The following is a 15,442-nucleotide window of genomic DNA, read 5'->3' as shown; positions in this document are numbered from 1 at the left end:
CGGTCAGACAGCGACCGTCTCTCCTGTCTTCCAGAGCCGGAACGCGAGGTCGTCAGCCTTGATCGGTGCCCGCTCGGTCAGGTTCCACGGCGACCTGCCGCAGGCCAGACCCTCGATCGCGGTCGCCTTCGACAGCCACTCCTGCACCGCCTGCCGGCTGGTGCCGCCCTGCTTGAACGCCCGGATCAGCACCGTCATCGCGTCGTACGCGGTCGCGCCCTCGAAGGTCAGCGGGTCGTCCGGATACGCCTTCGCCCAGGACTCGGCGAGGGCCCGGCTGGCCTCGGACTCGTCGCCCAGCGGCGTCATGAAGTAGAGGCCGTCGGCGTCCTTGCCGGCGATCTCGCCGACCGCGATGTCACCGGCGGCCACGTTGCCGACGATCGGCACGTTCCAGCCGATCTCCGCCTTGCCCTTCACCACCGCCGCGTACGGGGTGCCGAAGCTGAACATCGCCACGAAGTCGGGATTCTTGCGCCGCAGCGAGACGAGTTGCGGTGCCAGGTTCGAGGCGGTCGGCTCGAACGTCTCGGACCCGACGATCTCCAGGTCGGACGCGCCGAGAATGGCGTCGAGCTGCTGCTTCGCCGAGGTGCCGTACGCGCCGGTGTCGGTGAAGATGCCGACCCGGCGGAAGTTGTTCCGGGCGGCGAAGTTGATGACGTTCCTGATCTGCTCCGAGTCCCGGGCGTTCACCTGGTACTGGAACGGGTTCTTGATCGAGTTGCTGGCGCCGAAGACGAACTCGGGCAGCCCGGCCGCCTCGACGGCGTTCGCCTGGGCGAGCGCGACCGGCGACGAGTGCGCCCCGAACATGGCGACCGCGCCGGCCTGGGCGAACCGGGTCACCAGCGGTACCGCCTCGCTGGGGTTGTTCGCGTCGTCCTGGAAGTCGACCTTGACGGAGATGTCGCCGAGTTCGCCGGACTCCTCGGCCTGCTTCAGGCGCAGCTCGATGCCCTTGCGGTACAGGTTCCCGGTCCGGGACACCGCGCCGGAGAACGGCAGCGCGACGCCGACCAGTACCTCGCCGGAGGCCGACTCCTCACCGGCGGCGGTGACGCTGCCGGAGTCGAGTGAGCAGGCCGAGAGCGCCCCGGCGGCGAGGACAAGGGCCAGGGTGGTGCGGGTGCTCGCGGATATCCATCGTGGGGGTCGCCTGCGGTGGAACATCAGGTCTCCTATTCCGGCCGGCCGGTGTGGCGGCTGGCCTCTGCGCCCGAGCCGGGCGGGGTGGTGGAACGTCGCAATTCGGTGTGGCACCGCCGGGCGGTGCCGGCGCTCATCCCCAGGAGCCGGACGCGGTCATCGCCTGATCGCGATGGCCTTCGTCTCGACGTAGTCCTCGATCCCCTCGGTGCCGCCCTCCCGGCCCTGGCCGCTGTTCTTGAAGCCGCCGAAGGGCAGCTCCGGCCGGTTGGGCATGGCGTCGTTGACCCCGATGACGCCGAACTCCAGCCGCTCCATCGCGTCCCAGAGCCGGTTGAAGTCCGCGCCGAACACGTAGGCGGCCAGCCCGTACGTCGTGTCGTTGGCCCGGGCGACCACGTCGTCGCCGTCGTCGAACGGGTAGACCGGGAGCACCGGCCCGAAGGTCTCCTCGTGGGCGATCTGCATCCCCTCGTGCACGTCGGTCAGCAGGGTCGGCTGGTGGAAGGCGCCCTTGAGCCGAGGGTCGTCCGGCGTCCAGCGCCCGCCGCCGGCCAGCACGGTGGCACCCTTCGCGACCGCGTCCTCGACGTGCCGCTCGACCTTGGCCAGGCCGGCGAAGTCGATCAGCGGACCGGTCGTCACCCCGGCGTCGAGCCCGCGCCCGAGGCGCAGCGCGGCGATCCGCTCGGCGAGTCGGCCGGTCAGGTCGGCCAGCAGGGACCGGTGCACGAAGAGCCGGTTGATCGAGATGCAGCTCTGGCCGGCGTTGGGGAACTTCGCGAACATCAGGTTGTCGACCGTGCTGTCCAGCTCCGCGTCCGGGAAGACGATGGCCGGCGAGTGGCCGCCCATCTCCAGCGAGACGCGCCGCAGCACGGCACCCGGCCGGCGGGCCAGGCTCAGCCCGACCTCGGTGGAGCCGGTGAAGCTCACCTTGCGGATCCGGGGATCGTCCATGACCGCGTTGACGACCTCGGCCGGCCGCGAGGTGGTGAGGACGTTGAGCACGCCCGGCGGAAGCTGCTCGTTGATCAGCCTGGTCACCGCGACCGCGATCAGCGGGGTCTGCTCGGCCGGCTTGGCGACCACCGGCGAGCCGACCGAGAGCGACAGACCGATCTTGCGCATCAGCATGCTCGCCGGGAAGTTCCAGGGCGTGACCAGCAACGCCGGACCGACCGGGGCGGTGAGGACGACGCCTCGGCCGTTCGCCGAGGAGGGGGTGATCCGGCCGTACGCCCGGCGCCCCTCCTCGACCCCCCACTCCAGCATGGCGGCGCCCCGCAGGATCTCGCCGTGCGCCTCGGCGTACGGCTTGCCGTTCTCGACCGAGAGCAGCCGGGCGAGCCCCTCGGCGTGGGCGCGGATCGCCTGCACGGCGGCGCGCAGCCGGCCGGCCCGGGCCTCGGCCGCCTCGGTACGCCAGCCGTCGTAGGCGGCCACCGCCGCCTCGACCGCGGCGCGGGCCTCCGCCTCCCCGGCGTCGGCGGCGCGTCCGACGACGTCGAGCGTCGCCGGGTCGAGCACGTCGAAGGTGGTCTCGGCGGTCGTCCACTTCCCGGCGATGAGCAGGGTCCGACCGGGCTCGCCGGGCAGCAGGCCGGCGTCGAATTCCGCGGTGACGGGCTGAGCCACGACACTCACTCCTCTTCCTGGGTTGGGGATCGGGTCTGCGTAGCCGCGCGGTCCGGGTCCGGCCGGAGCGCGGTGGATGCCGACGCGGCCGGCGCCGGTTCGAGCAGGGCGGTGCCGACGGTGGAGACGGGACCGCCCTGGGACTGGCCGTAGAGCCGGAGTCTCGTCCCGCCGTCGCCGCCGGCCGGGTCGGGCTCGACCCAGACCGTGAAGTCCGCGCCGACCAGGTCCATCCCCCGGTACGACGCCGACAGCTCCCGCAGCACGCTGCCGGTGCCGCCGTACTCCAGCGCGCCCCGGGCCAGCCAGGCCAGCTTCAGCAGGCCGTGCACGATGGTTCCGGGCAGGCCGCTGGCCCGCGCGTAGGACTCGTCGTAGTGCGCCTCGTAGAGGTCGTCGGTGGCGACCGCGTACTGCACGACGTCCCGACTGGAGACGGTGGCGGAGAAGACCCGGACCGCGTCCCCGGGCAGTTCCGCCCCGGTGGGCCGACCGGCTGCGGCGGGCCGCGCTCCGGTCGCCGTCGGCGGTGCCGGCGGTACTGCCGACGACTCCGGGTACCGCCGGATCGCGGTGTACCGCAGCCTCGCCACCTCGACCGGGGTGTCGGCCCGGCGGTACACCGTCTCGATGGTGTAGATCTCCAGCCGGCCGGTCCGGCCGTTCTTGACCTCGGCGTCGATCACCGTGGAGTTCCGTTCGAGCGCGTCGCCGACCCGGACGTCCGCCAGCCAGCGGCACGCGTTGCCGCCGTTGAGCCGGGCGGGCGCGTCCGGGACGCCCAGGGCGAAGGCGTCCACGTACTGCGCGCTCAGGAAGGACGGTGGCACCAGTTCGGCCTGGCCGTCGGCCGGCAGGTAGGGGTGCTGGGCGAGCCCGGAGACCTGCCGGACCCGCTCGGCCCGCCAGCGCTCGCAGACGAACGGCGCCCAGCCGGTGCTGTTGCCGACGATCGTCGACGGATCACGCATCGGGGCCACCCGCCGGGTCGCGCTCCTCGTCCAGCCAGCTCGCCTCGCGCAGCGCGCTGCGTACCCGGGGGGCGATCGGCTGGTCGAGTTCCTCGTTTATGTGTGCGAGCAGTCCGGCGGTACGGCTGACGATCGCCATCCCCCGGTGCAGGTGCCAGGGGACGCCGGCCCCGAGCAGGATCGCCGCCGCCGCTCCGGTGGCGTTCACCACGAGCCGCCGGCCGCTGCGCTCCTCGATCGCGGCACCGACCTCGGCGAGCCAGCCGGTCTCCTCGGTCGCCACGTCCAGCTCGGACGCGACCTGTAGCAGCCGGATCGCCCGGGGATCACCGGTCCGGTGCAGCCCGTGCCCGAAGCCGGGTACCCGGCGGCCGTCGTCGAGGATCCGGCCGACCGCGTGCTCGGCCGCGACCCGGGGGCCGGTGCCGGCCCGTATCCGCGCGCCGATCTCCGCCAGCAGCTTGCCGGCCTGCTCCATCGAGCCGAGCAGCGAGCTGCCGGCGCCGAGCACCCCGGCGGCCAGGGCGCCCTGGAGCGCGTCCGGCGCCGCCGAGTAGGTGAGCCGGGCGGCCAGGGCGCTCGGCTGCATCCCGTGGTCGACCAGGCTGACCAGCACGGCGTCGACCGCCCGGACCTGCGCGGCCGAGGGCCGCCGGCCGGTCACGGTGAGCAGCAGGGTCTCGGTGTACGAGGTGTGCCCGATCAGCTCCTCGACCAGGTCGTACCGGCGCAGTTCGATCCGCTGCGCGTTGGCGTGTCCGACGTTGGTGGAGATGCCGAGGTCCGGGCGGCGCAGCGCCGGTTCGGAGGTCGCCTCGCTCATCGGCCGGCCCCGCCGGTGGTGAAGGCCAGCGCGTCGAGGACCACGATCCGGCCGTCGACCACCCGGATCGGGTTGCACTCGATCTCGCCGATCCCCGCCGTGCCGTCCCGCACGACGGCGTCGAGCCGGGCCAGTACGGCAGCGAGCTGCTCGGCCAGTGCCGGCACGTCGACCGACGTCGGCGTCTCGAACTGTGCCCGGAGCTTGAGCCGCCGCAGCTCGTGTGCGACGTACCCCGGGTCGTACGGCGGCACCAGGGTCCGTACGTCGTCGATCTCGTTCGCCCAGATCCCGCCGCTGCCGAGCACGGCGCGGCTGCCGAACGTCGCGTCGGACAGCACCCCGACGATCAGCTCCGGCCCGGCCGGTACCTGCTCGACGACGAGTGCCCTGGTCATGCCGAACTGCCCGGCCATCCGCTGGTACGCCGCCGCGAGCCGGTCCGGGCCGTCCAGCCCGACCTCGACCGCTCCCTGCCGGGCGCGGTGCGCCAGGAAGGGCTCGACGAGCTTGAGCACGCACGGGTACCCGATCTCGTCGGCCGCGGTGAGCGCCTCCGCCGCGCTGCCGACCCCGACCCGGCGCGGTGTGGGTACGCCCAGCCGGTCCAGCAGCGCCATCGTGCGCGCCTCGTCGAGGCCGTGCCGCTGCCCGTCCCCGAGCCACGGCAGGTCGTCCCGCAGCGCCCCGCCGAGGTCGACCGTTGTCGCCGGACCGGACCGGCCGGGTGCCTGCCGCTGGCCGTGTCGACCGGCGCGGACGAGCCCCATCCCGCGCAGTGCCCGGGCCGGGTCGGCGCCGACCACCAGGCCGGCCTGGGCGGCCGCGAGGCGGATCCGGTCACTGACGCCGAGCCAGGAGAGCACCAGCGGGCTGCGCAGTTCGGCACGGGTGCGGACGAGGATGTCGATCAGCTTCTCCCCGAGGTACTCCATGCTGCCCAGGAAGACCAGCAGCGTGTCGACCGAGGGGTCGCGGTCGAGGATCCGCAGGGTGTTCGCCATCAGGTCGACGTCGTTGATCACCTGGGCGGTGAAGTCGATCGGGTTCGTCAGTCCGGCGAACGCCGGCAGTGCTGCCCGCAGCTCCCGCATGGTCTCGTCGGCGAGGTCGGTCAGCGGTACGCCGTACCGGTCGCAGGCGTCCGACAGGTACGCCGCCGCGCCGCCGGAGTTGGTCGCCACCGCCAGCCCGTCGACCGGGGTCTCGATGGTCAGGGCGCGGGCGACGTCGACGGCGTCGTCCATGCTCGCCAGCCGGACCGCGCCGAACCGGTCGAAGACGGCGTCGAAGGCACTGTCCACACCGGAGAACTGCGCGGTGTGCGAGGCGACCGACCGGCTCCCCCGCTCGGACGCGCCGGACTTCAGCAGGAAGACCGGCTTGCCGGCGGACTGCAACTCGCCGAGTGCGACCGCCAACTGGTCGCCGTCGGCGACGCCCTCGACGTAGCCGAGCACGGCCGAGGTGGCCGGGTCGGTGGCGAGGTAGCGGAGGTAGTCGGGGAAGGTCACCCCCGCCTCGTTGCCGGTGGCGACGACGTGTGAGAAGCGGCCGCCCGCCCAGTACGCCTCGGTCAGCAGGTTGAAGGCGGTGCCGCCGCTCTGCGAGACCAGCGCCACCCCGCCCGGCTCGATCGCCGGCATGGTTTCCAGGGTCGTCGCGAACGTCGCGAAAGAGCGGTGCGCGAACGACGCGAGCCCGAGGCTGTTCGGTCCGGCGAGCGCTATTCCGGCCGATTCGGCGATGCGGGACAGCCGATCCTGGAGCGCCTTTCCGTCGGCGCCGGTCTCGGCGAATCCGCCGCCGAACACCACGGCCGCCCGCGCCCCGCGCTCGGCCGCCTGTTCCAGCGCGGCGACCGCCGCCTCCGCCGGAATGCAGATGACGAACAGCTCGACATCCGCCGGCAGCGCGGCGATGTCGGGATAGCAGCGGAGGCCCTGCACCGACTCGTACTTGGGGTTGACCGGGTAGACCGACCCTCGGTAGCCACGGTCGGCGAGGATGCGCAGCGGGCGGCCGCCGATCCGGTCGGGCCGGTCGGACGCGCCGACGACAGCGATGCTCGACGGCCGCAACAGGTAGCGGATCGACTCGTACCGCGGAGTCTGCATGGATTCTCCGTTCCAGGGGCCGACCGCCCGCAGCCAGGACGAACGGGGCCAGGGCCGGTGGTGATGATCGCAGAGTATGTGCACCGGGTGTTGTGAATGTCAACAGTCTCGCGCCAGGTCGTTCGTCGGCGGGACGGCCTGCGGCGACGGCACGGACCACGCCCGATTCCCGGACATCGACGCGGCTGCGCGCGCCGGGCCCGCGAAGATCGACCGGACGCCCGGCCGTGACCGGCACCGCCCGGCACGGCCGGCCCGGAGCGGTCCGGATCCGGCGTGGCAAACTTGCCCGCATGGTGGACGCGACCGCAGGCGGGGAGACCCTGGCGCCGGATCTGGTGATTACCGAGCTGCTCTCATTTCGGCTGCACCGGGTGGTCAACGCATTCGAGCGCAGTGCGGCCCTGCTCTTCCGCCGGGAATTCGATGTCAGCCTCGGCGAATGGCGAGCGTTGGCGCTGCTCGGAGGCGGGGTGGCGAGCACCACGAATCGCATTGCCCGACTCGCCGGCATCGACCCCGCTCAAATGAGCCGCATCGTCACCAAACTCGCCGACCGCGGTTTCGTCGTTCGTTCCAGCGGCCCCGGCAACAGTTCACCCCTCTCCCTGACGCCGGCCGGCCTGCGCACCTACCGGGGTCTGATCGCCGCGGCGCGGGCCCGGAACACCGCGTTCCTCTCCGCCCTCACCGAGGAGGAGATCGTCCATCTCAACAGCGCGCTGGAGAAGCTCGCGACCCTCGCCATCGGCATGGAGCGGGCCGGGCCGGGCTGCGACGGCGGCCCGACCACGGAAATCGGGCGGTGATCCCGTCGGTCGCCCCGGCCGCCAGGTCCCGGAGAGGACGCGCGAGCCGGCCGGGTCGGACCGGAGAGGGCCGGCAGGCGTAGCTCAGGCGATCCGGTCCAGGTCGCGACCGCGTACCCGGCCCGCCAGCGGTTGACCGTTGGCCAGCCGGGCCACCTCGGCCACCGCGTGTTCGCCGAGCCGCCTCAGCTCGTGCCCCTGCGAGCCGGCCAGGTGGGGCGTGACCAGGACGTTCGGCAGCCGCAGCAGCGGGTGGTCCGCCGGCAGCGGCTCCGGTTCGGTGACGTCGAGCACCGCGTCGATCCGGCCGCTGCGGCAGTGCTCGGTGAGGGCGGCGGTGTCCACAAGCGAGCCCCGGGCGGTGTTGACCACCGTCGCGCCGTCCGGCAGCAGGGCCAGTCGCCGGGAGTCGAGCAGGTGGCGGGTCTCCGGCAGCTCGGGCGCGTGGATGCTGACCACGTCGCTGCGGCGGCAGAGTTCGTCGGCGTCGACGAGTTCGGCGCCGAGCTGTCGCGCCTCGGCCGTGCTCAGGTACGGGTCGGCGAGCAGCGGCTGGACGTCGAAGGCGCGCAGGCGCTCCAGGACGAGCCGGCCGATCCGGGACGCCCCGATCACCCCGACCGTCCGGCCGTACAGGCCGGTGCCGGTGCCGGAGCGCCAATCGCCGCCGGTCCGGTCGTGGGCGTACCAGTGGGCCCGGACGAGCGCCCGCTTGCCGGCGAATACGACGGCCGCCACGGTGTACTCGGCGACCGGTACGGCGTTGGCCTGCGCTGCCGAGGAGACGGCGATGCCGCGCTCGAAGACGGCCGGGGTGACGTGCCTCTTCACCGAGCCGGCGGCGTGCACCACGGCGCGCAGCCGGGGCGTGGCCGCGAGCACCCGCTCGTCGATCGGCGGGCAGCCCCAGGCGGTGACCAGCACCTCGATCTCGCCCAGCGCGGCCCGGGCCGCCGGGGTGTCGAACGAGGTGAGGACCGCGTCCGGCGCCAGTCGGACCAGCGTCCGCAGCCGCTGTAGCAGATCCGTGGGGAAGAGGGCGGGCAGCGCCCAGGGCTGCATGGCGAGGGCGGCGGCGGGGCGGTCCGGCACGGATCGGTCTCCTGAGCTGGCTGTGGTGTAAACGGTTACCTAAGCAGGAGCCTAGGCAGACAGAGGGCAAGAGGTCTATGGGTTGACTCGCCTAGGTAAACGCTTTATCTTCGTGCCACCTTGTTTCGGTCACATGACGATCGTGATGATGGGAGGCCGCCGGGTGAGTGCCACCGATACCAGGCGGCCGTCGGAGATCCGGGATGCCGGGCGCTCCGCCGCCGCCACCGGTCCCCGGCGCCGGCTCGGCCACCGCCAGCGGATCCGGCGCGATCTGGTCCTCCTGCTGCTCATGGCGCCGGGGGTGGCCTACTTCCTGGTCTTCCACTACGGCGCGCTCTTCGGCAACACGCTCGCCTTCGTCGACTACGTGCCGTTCCTGGGACTGGCCGGCAGCGAGTGGGTCGGGCCGGACAACTTCCGGCAGATGTTCGGCGACCCCGAGTTCTGGAACGCGGTACGCAACACGCTGGTGATCGCCGTGCTCCAGCTCGTCTTCTTCTTCCCCGCCCCGCTCGCCCTGGCGCTGCTGCTGCACAGCCTGGTGGGCAGCACCGTCAAGCGGTTCGTGCAGAGCGTCGTCTACCTGCCGCACTTCCTCTCCTGGGTGATCGTCCTGGCCCTCTTCCAACACATGCTCGGCGGCGCGGGCGTGCTCAACGGCTGGTTGGGCGAACTCGGCCTCGGTTCGGTACACGTGATGGGCAACCCCGACACCTACCGGCCGCTGGTCGTCGCGCAGCTGATCTGGAAGGAGTGCGGCTGGGCCACGATCATCTTCCTGGCCGCACTCTCCCAGGTGGACGAGCAGCAGTACGAGGCGTCGGCGCTGGACGGTGCCGGCTGGTGGCGGCGACTGTGGCACGTGACGCTGCCCGGCATCCGCCCGGTACTGGTGCTGCTGCTGGTGCTGCGGCTCGGCGAGTTCCTCGACGTCGGCTTCGAGCAGTTCTTCCTTCAGCGCCAGGCGGTCGGCCCGGAGGCCGGCGAGGTGCTCGACACCTTCGTCTACTTCACCGGCTTCGCCAACGGCGAGTTCGGGTACGCGGCCGCCGCCGGCCTGTTCAAGGGGGTCATCGGGGTGGCCCTGGTCTACACCGCGAACAAGGTCGCGCACCGGCTCGGCGAGCAGGGGGTGTACCACCGATGAGAGCCGTGGTCCGGCAGAGCCGGGCGAGCTACCCCGCCTGGCAGGGCAGGCCGGGGCCGGGGATCCGGATCGCCAAGGCGGTCGCGCTGGCCGTCGTCGTGCTGCTCGTGCTCTTTCCGATGTGGACGGTGGTGGCGACCAGTCTGGCCGAGCCGCAGGACGTGATCGCGAACGGCGGCTGGGTGGTCTGGCCACGGCGGGTCAGCTTCGAGGCGTACGCGGAGATCCTCGACGGCGGCATCGTGACGCGGGCGCTGCTGGTCAGCGCGGGCGTCACCGTGGTCGGCACGGCACTGAGCCTGGCCTGCACGGTCGCCCTCGCCTACGCGCTGAGCCGCCCCGGCCGCTACGGCGGGCGGCCGGTGCTGCTGCTGGTGCTCTTCACGTTCCTCTTCCCGCCCGGGATGATCCCGCTGTTCCTGGTGGTGCGCAGCACCGGGCTGTTCGACCAGTACGCGGCGCTGGTCCTGCCGTTCCTGGTGAACGTCTTCAACCTCGTGGTGATGCGGGGGTTCTTCCAGTCGATCCCGGCCGAGCTGCTGGAGGCGGCCCGGATCGACGGTGCCGGCGACTGGGCGGTGCTGTGGCGGGTGGTGCTGCCCCTGTCCAAGGCGGTACTCGCGGTCGTCGGGCTCTTCTACGCGGTCGCCTACTGGAACCGCTTCTTCGAGGCCATCATCTACTTCAACGACCAGTCGAAGTGGCCGATCGGCACGGTCCTGCGGCAGTACGTCACCAGCGGGGCCGACATCACCGGTGAGGCCTCCGCCGTCGCCGCGCCCCAGTCGACCCAGATGGCCGTGGTCGTGCTCGCCACCGCGCCGATCGTCTGCGTCTACCCGTTCCTCCAGCGCTACTTCGTCAAGGGCGTACTCACCGGAGCCCTCAAGGCCTGATCTCCACCCTCCCGAGAGGACGGACGTGATGACTCTGCACGCTACCCGGCGGTCGGTGCTGAAGCTGGCCGGCGTCGGCGCGCTCGCCGGCACCGCCGGACCGCTGCTCACCGGCTGCGGCGACGGCTCCGGCGGCGACGTCGGCAACGCCGGCAAGGACCTCGTGCCCTGGCCCACCTACCTGCCGTTCGCCGGCCCGCCACCGGACGCGCCCGGCGACGAGACCGGCGTGCAGCCGCTCTACCTGAGCTACCCGAAGCAGGTGGTCCGGTCGGTCGCCGACACCGTCGGGGACGGCTCCGAGGTCACCGCGATGGTCATCACGTACGGCGCACCGCCCAGGCCGGTGGAGGCGAACAGGTACTGGCAGGCGATCAACAAGGCGCTCAACGTCAACCTCAGGGTCGTGGTCGTACCCGACGCCGAGTACGGCCAGAAGATGGCCACCCTGATGGCCTCCGGCGACGACCTGCCGGACATCATCATGTTCACCAACCTCGCCCTGCCCCGCGCCGCGGAGTTCGTCCAGGCCCGCTGCGCCGACCTCTCCGACCTGGTCGGCGGCGACGCGGTCCGGGACTATCCCAACCTGGCCAACATCCCGACCCGCACCTGGCAGGGCATGGGCCGGATCAACGGCCGGATCTACGGCGTCCCGCTGGAACGGCCCGTCCCCGGCAACAGCCTCTTCGTCAACCGCACCGCGCTGAACCAGGCGGGCGTGCCGAAGGACTGGGACGTCGAGGGGTACGTCGCCGGGACGAGGAAGGTCACCGGCGGCCGGCGGTGGGGCATCGCCGGCTCCAAGTCGCTCTTCGGCGGCCTCGGCGCGGTCACCTACCACGCCGGGTCGATGGGCGCCCCGAACGGTTGGCGGGTGGAGGACGGGAAGTTCGTCAGTACCCTGACCACCCCGCAGTTCGAGGAGGCGCTGGGCGTCATGCGGCGCCTCGCCGAGGCCGGCGCGTACCACCCGGACACCCTCACGCTGAGCGCCACCGACCTCCAGACATTCTGGTACAACGGCACGGTGGTGTCGATCACCGACGGGTTCGGCACCGTGGCGCTGTCGAACATCTCCAAGATCGACCGTCGGTTCGAGTTCGACCTCGGTCGGCCGTACGGGCCGAACCCGACGCCGTGGCGCGGCAACAGCCTCTTCGGCTACGTCACCTTCAAGAAGGCGAGCACCGACCGGGTCAGGATGCTGCTGCGGATCAGCGACTATCTCAGCGCCCCGTTCGGCACCGCCGAATTCGAGCTGGCGAACTACGGCGTCGAGGGCGTCCACCACACCAAGGACGCCGACGGGATCAGGACGACCGAGCTGTACAAGGTGGAGAACAACACCAACCTGCCGGTCAAGTACCTCGGGGTCGCACCCTCCGTGCTGTATCTCCCCGGCTTTCCCGAGGCGGCCCGGGCCGCCCACGAGTGGGAGAAGGCGGTCCTGCCGAAGAGCGTCGCCAACCCGGAGGTGGGGCTGCGCTCGGCGACCGTGAGCAGCAAGGGCGCCGAGCTGAGCCGGATCGCCGGCGACGCGGTCTCGGCGATCGTGTTCGGCCGCCGGGCGGTCTCCTCCTGGAAGGACGCGGTCAGCCAGTGGCGCCAGGCCGGCGGCGACCGGGTCGCCGAGGAACTCGCCGTCGAGTACGCGGCGGCGAAGTGACGACCGGCGTCGTCACCGGGGTTGTCACCGGAAGCGGGGGCGGACCGAGTCGCGGACGACCAGGTGCGTGCCGAGGGTGACGTGCGGCGGGGTGCCGCCGCGCGCCTCGTGCTCCAGCGCGAGTCGCACGGCGGTGCGCCCCACCTCCTCGTGCGGCAGGTGCACGGTGGTCAGGCCGAGGTCGAGCGAGGGGGGCAGGTCGTCGAAGCCGACCATCGACACGTCGTCGGGCACCCGCAGCCCGTGCTCGGCCAGCGCCCTGTGGGCACCACCGGCGAGGAGGTCGTTGACGCAGAAGACGGCGGTGAAGTCCGGCGGACCGGCGACCAGCCGCTCCTTCATCATCCGGTAGCCCTCGTGCCACTCCATCGTGCCCTCGACCTCCAGCGCCGGGTCGTGCGGCACCCGGTGCGCCTCCAGCGCCCGCCGATAGCCGGCCAGCCGCCCGTCGGCGGTGGTGTAGCCGGGGCGGCGGCCGACGAAGAGGATCCGCTCGTGCCCGGCGGAGAGCAGGTGGCTGGTGGCCGCGAAGGCGCCACCGGCGTTGTCGTACTCCACCACCACGGCGGGGACGTCCGGGCCGAGCGGCGGCCGGCCGCACAGCACCAGCCGGGAACCGATCGCGGCCAGGGCGTGCGCGTACTGGCTCATCCGCTCGCGGTACTTCTCGTCGGCCACCACGTTGCCGACCAGGATCACCGCCTCGGCATGCTGCTCCCGCATGAACTTCACCATCGCCAGCTCGCGCTCCGGGTCGCCGCCGGTGGTACCGATCAGGCAGAGCCGGCCCTCGGCGGCGGTCTGGGTCTCCACCCCCTGGGCGACGTGCGCGTAGTGCGGCGAGATCACCGAGTTGAGCACGATGGCGACGCTCTTGCTGGGCGTGCCGGCCAGGGCCCGGGCGTGCGCGTTGGCGACGTAGTCGAGTTCCTTGACCGCGCGCATCACCCGGGCCCGGGTGGCCGGCGCGGCCGGGTAGCTGCCGCTGAGGATCCGGGAGACGGTCGCGACCGAGACGCCGGCCCGGTCGGCGACCTCGCGGATCGTGGACCGCCGCCGCCCACCCGCAGGTTCAGCCGTCCGCCGCGCCATCGTCCTCCATCCCGGGCAGGTGTTCCGGAAAACGGTTACAGAAACAGGTCGCCGTGTCAACCCGCGGGCCATCGCAGGGGCGCGCCACCGCCGGCCGGGAAGCGGGCGTATCCGGGTTCGGCGCCGAGGGTCACCTCGACCCGCTCGCCGTCCGGGAAGGTCGCCGCCACCCGGTCGCCGTCGACCAGCACGGTGACCGACTCGGCGACCGCGGCCGGGTCGACGCGGTCGCCGGTGAGCGCGACCAGGCAGACGTAGACCGCGCTACCGCCGGGATGCTCCGGCGCGGTCAGGTACGGGGTGGCGGAGCAGACCCCGTACGCGTTCGCGTCCAGGGCGTGGGCCACGGCGGCGTCCCGCAACCCGTACCGGGCGATCGCCACGCTGGCCAGTCCGTCCGGCCGCCGCACCGAGGCCCACCCGGGCCCGGTGTCGACGCTCGGCGGGCGGGCAGCGGCGAGTGCGTACCCGCCCTCGCGTACCCGACAGCCCGGTGGCGCGGTCACCCGGTGCATCCGCAGCTCCCACGGCCCGCGCACCACCGATGCCGTCTGCACCCGTACCGGGCCGCCCGGCAACTCGTCGGCGTACGCCGAGGCGGCGAACCGGTCGTGTACGGCGATCGGCTCGATCCGGCGGCGGCGGGAGATCGTGCCGTCCGGCGCGAGTACGGCGAGGTGGCCGTCCACCGCACGGGCCCGGGCCTCCTCGCCGGTCTCCGGGGCGGCGTGCGAGGCGTATCCGAACCGGGTGTAGTGCGGGTCCTCCAACCCGTCGGCGCCGAGGTGACGGGCCCGGTCGCTGCCGTGGTTGACCAGCCGCACGATCCCGTCGTGCCGGGTGGCGTGCAGCAGCCAGCCGGGTGCGGGCAGCGCGACGACCCGGTCGGCATCGTCGATCGGGGCGGCGCTCTCCCGCTCCGTCCACACCGGATGGTCGGCGGGGAGCAGCAGGCCGAGGAACGCCTTGCTGGCCCAGTACGGCGACGCCGGCCCGGAGTAGGGCTGGGTGCAGGGCAGGAACCGCTGGTACCAGCCGAGGTCGAGCAGCCCCCGCTCGTCCGGCACGCCCCGCTCGTGGAAATGCCGCAGCACCCCGCTGGCGATCCGGCGCGTCCGGCCCGGCGGCAGCGTGGTGGCGTCGGTCAGCTCGCCGAGCCAGAGCGGGGCGACGCTGGCGAACCGGTAGCACAGCGACCGACCCTGGTGCACCGGCGCGCCGTCCCGGCCGAACATGTGCTGGTACTGCCCCAGGAAGGCGCGCAGCCGCTCCCGGTACCGGTCGCCGCGTGCCCGGTCGCCGGACATCCGGGCCCAGAGCAGCGGGTAGAGGTGCATCGCCCAGCCCGCGTAGTAGTCGAAGCACTGCCCGGCGCCGTCGGTGTACCAGCCGTCCCCGACGTACCACTGCTCGATCCGGTCCAGCCCGGCGTCGATCTCGGCGGGATCGTGCGGCGCCCCGACGGTGGCCAGGAACTGCTGGACCACCACCGGGAAGAGCACCCAGTTGCTCTGCCACGTCCGCTTGCCGGCGACTCCGGCCAGCCACTCCACCACCCGCTGTCGCACCGGCGGGTCGAGCCGGTCGAAGAGCCACGGCCGGGTCTCGTGCAGGGCGAGGGCGATCGAGGCCGCCTCGACGAGTTGCTGGGAACAGTCGGCCGGGGCCGGCCACGCGTACCGGTGTGCGGGGTCGGTGCCGTGGGCGAGGCCGTCCGCGTAGCGCTCGATCAGGGCCGCCGGCACGTCACCGCCGGCACCGGCGATCCGGAACGCGGCGAGCAGGAACGTCCGGGCGTACCCCTCCAGGCCGTCGCAGGAAAGGCCGGCGCTGCCCGGCCGCCCGGGCAGGCGCACCTGGGCGAAGCCCGGCACCGCGTAGGGCAGCACCGCGTCGAGCAGGCGGTCGGCGGCGGCCTCCCAGTGCGCCCGGGTCCACCCGGTGTACGGCGAGAGCCAACCATCGACAGCCGGAGGCTTAGTTAAAGCGTTTGTACCGATGCGGACGAGCATAGGTCACCGCCCTGATCACGATCA

12 protein-coding genes are annotated in these 15,442 nt (G+C 72.6%); 4 read left to right on the top strand and 8 right to left on the bottom strand.

What is annotated here, in order from left to right:
- Window positions 1-3: 3 nt before the first annotated feature.
- The 5 genes from C6361_RS21505 to C6361_RS21485 all read right to left on the bottom strand — a co-directional run bounded on the left by C6361_RS21505 (window position 4) and on the right by C6361_RS21485 (window position 6,698).
- Window positions 4-1,173, bottom strand: a complete 1,170-nt coding sequence (locus C6361_RS21505; RefSeq protein WP_107268792.1) for an ABC transporter substrate-binding protein — start codon at window positions 1,171-1,173, stop codon at window positions 4-6.
- Window positions 1,174-1,305: 132 nt separating this feature from the next.
- On the bottom strand, window positions 1,306-2,787 hold the full coding sequence (locus tag C6361_RS21500; protein ID WP_234358933.1) for an NAD-dependent succinate-semialdehyde dehydrogenase: 1,482 nt from the start codon (window positions 2,785-2,787) through the stop codon (window positions 1,306-1,308).
- A 5-nt stretch (window positions 2,788-2,792) separates the two neighbouring features.
- Window positions 2,793-3,758 carry a MaoC family dehydratase N-terminal domain-containing protein gene (locus tag C6361_RS21495; RefSeq protein ID WP_159079409.1) on the bottom strand — a complete coding sequence of 322 codons (966 nt, stop codon included), beginning with the start codon at window positions 3,756-3,758 and terminating at the stop codon, window positions 2,793-2,795.
- Window positions 3,751-4,581 carry a citryl-CoA lyase gene (locus C6361_RS21490; protein ID WP_107268790.1) on the bottom strand — a complete coding sequence of 277 codons (831 nt, stop codon included), beginning with the start codon at window positions 4,579-4,581 and terminating at the stop codon, window positions 3,751-3,753. The genes C6361_RS21495 and C6361_RS21490 overlap by 8 nt, the downstream gene beginning before the upstream one ends.
- Complete coding sequence (locus C6361_RS21485) at window positions 4,578-6,698, bottom strand: acetate--CoA ligase family protein (protein ID WP_107268789.1); 2,121 nt, start codon at window positions 6,696-6,698, stop codon at window positions 4,578-4,580. The genes C6361_RS21490 and C6361_RS21485 overlap by 4 nt, the downstream gene beginning before the upstream one ends.
- Window positions 6,699-6,991: 293 nt before the next feature.
- On the opposite strand from C6361_RS21485, the gene C6361_RS21480 reads away from it, so the two are divergent.
- On the top strand, window positions 6,992-7,507 hold the full coding sequence (locus tag C6361_RS21480) for a MarR family winged helix-turn-helix transcriptional regulator (protein WP_107271084.1): 516 nt from the start codon (window positions 6,992-6,994) through the stop codon (window positions 7,505-7,507).
- Window positions 7,508-7,591: 84 nt separating this feature from the next.
- Here the strand turns inward: C6361_RS21480 and C6361_RS21475 are convergent, their stop codons facing one another.
- On the bottom strand, window positions 7,592-8,599 hold the full coding sequence (locus C6361_RS21475; protein WP_234358932.1) for a hydroxyacid dehydrogenase: 1,008 nt from the start codon (window positions 8,597-8,599) through the stop codon (window positions 7,592-7,594).
- Between the two features lie 163 nt (window positions 8,600-8,762).
- Here C6361_RS21475 and C6361_RS21470 point away from each other — a divergent pair, with 163 nt between their 5' ends.
- From C6361_RS21470 to C6361_RS21460, 3 genes are read left to right on the top strand one after another with little or no spacing between them, the layout of a single operon-like run.
- Window positions 8,763-9,749, top strand: coding sequence for a sugar ABC transporter permease (locus tag C6361_RS21470; protein WP_234358931.1), 987 nt, complete (start codon window positions 8,763-8,765; stop codon window positions 9,747-9,749).
- Complete coding sequence (locus C6361_RS21465) at window positions 9,746-10,645, top strand: carbohydrate ABC transporter permease (RefSeq protein ID WP_107268788.1); 900 nt, start codon at window positions 9,746-9,748, stop codon at window positions 10,643-10,645. Before C6361_RS21470 ends, C6361_RS21465 begins: the two co-directional genes overlap by 4 nt.
- Before the next feature lie 28 nt (window positions 10,646-10,673).
- Complete coding sequence (locus C6361_RS21460; protein ID WP_159079408.1) at window positions 10,674-12,314, top strand: extracellular solute-binding protein; 1,641 nt, start codon at window positions 10,674-10,676, stop codon at window positions 12,312-12,314.
- Between the two features lie 24 nt (window positions 12,315-12,338).
- Here C6361_RS21460 and C6361_RS21455 read toward each other — a convergent pair whose 3' ends face one another.
- Together C6361_RS21455 and C6361_RS21450 are read right to left on the bottom strand one after the other, a co-directional pair.
- Entirely contained in the window at window positions 12,339-13,406 is a 1,068-nt protein-coding gene (locus tag C6361_RS21455) for a LacI family DNA-binding transcriptional regulator (protein ID WP_107258825.1), read from the bottom strand.
- A gap of 56 nt (window positions 13,407-13,462) precedes the next feature.
- Window positions 13,463-15,418, bottom strand: coding sequence for a DUF2264 domain-containing protein (locus C6361_RS21450; protein ID WP_107268786.1), 1,956 nt, complete (start codon window positions 15,416-15,418; stop codon window positions 13,463-13,465).
- Window positions 15,419-15,442: the final 24 nt, after the last annotated feature.

Source organism: Plantactinospora sp. BC1 (assembly GCF_003030345.1).
GTDB lineage: Bacteria > Actinomycetota > Actinomycetes > Mycobacteriales > Micromonosporaceae > Plantactinospora.
The sequence above is the reverse complement of the archived record's forward strand: the minus strand, read 5'-3'. Positions and strand labels throughout refer to the sequence as shown.

Bases quoted from the DNA above. Each gene is read 5' to 3' on its own strand.
- C6361_RS21495 (WP_159079409.1), bottom strand. From the start codon at position 3,758: ATGCGTGATCCGTCGACGATCGTCGGCAACAGCACCGGCTGGGCGCCG.
- C6361_RS21480 (WP_107271084.1), top strand. From the start codon at position 6,992: ATGGTGGACGCGACCGCAGGCGGGGAGACCCTGGCGCCGGATCTGGTG.
- C6361_RS21455 (WP_107258825.1), bottom strand. From the start codon at position 13,406: ATGGCGCGGCGGACGGCTGAACCTGCGGGTGGGCGGCGGCGGTCCACG.
- C6361_RS21450 (WP_107268786.1), bottom strand. From the start codon at position 15,418: ATGCTCGTCCGCATCGGTACAAACGCTTTAACTAAGCCTCCGGCTGTC.
- C6361_RS21460 (WP_159079408.1), top strand. From the start codon at position 10,674: ATGACTCTGCACGCTACCCGGCGGTCGGTGCTGAAGCTGGCCGGCGTC.
- C6361_RS21505 (WP_107268792.1), bottom strand. From the start codon at position 1,173: ATGTTCCACCGCAGGCGACCCCCACGATGGATATCCGCGAGCACCCGC.
- C6361_RS21485 (WP_107268789.1), bottom strand. From the start codon at position 6,698: ATGCAGACTCCGCGGTACGAGTCGATCCGCTACCTGTTGCGGCCGTCG.
- C6361_RS21465 (WP_107268788.1), top strand. From the start codon at position 9,746: ATGAGAGCCGTGGTCCGGCAGAGCCGGGCGAGCTACCCCGCCTGGCAG.
- C6361_RS21490 (WP_107268790.1), bottom strand. From the start codon at position 4,581: ATGAGCGAGGCGACCTCCGAACCGGCGCTGCGCCGCCCGGACCTCGGC.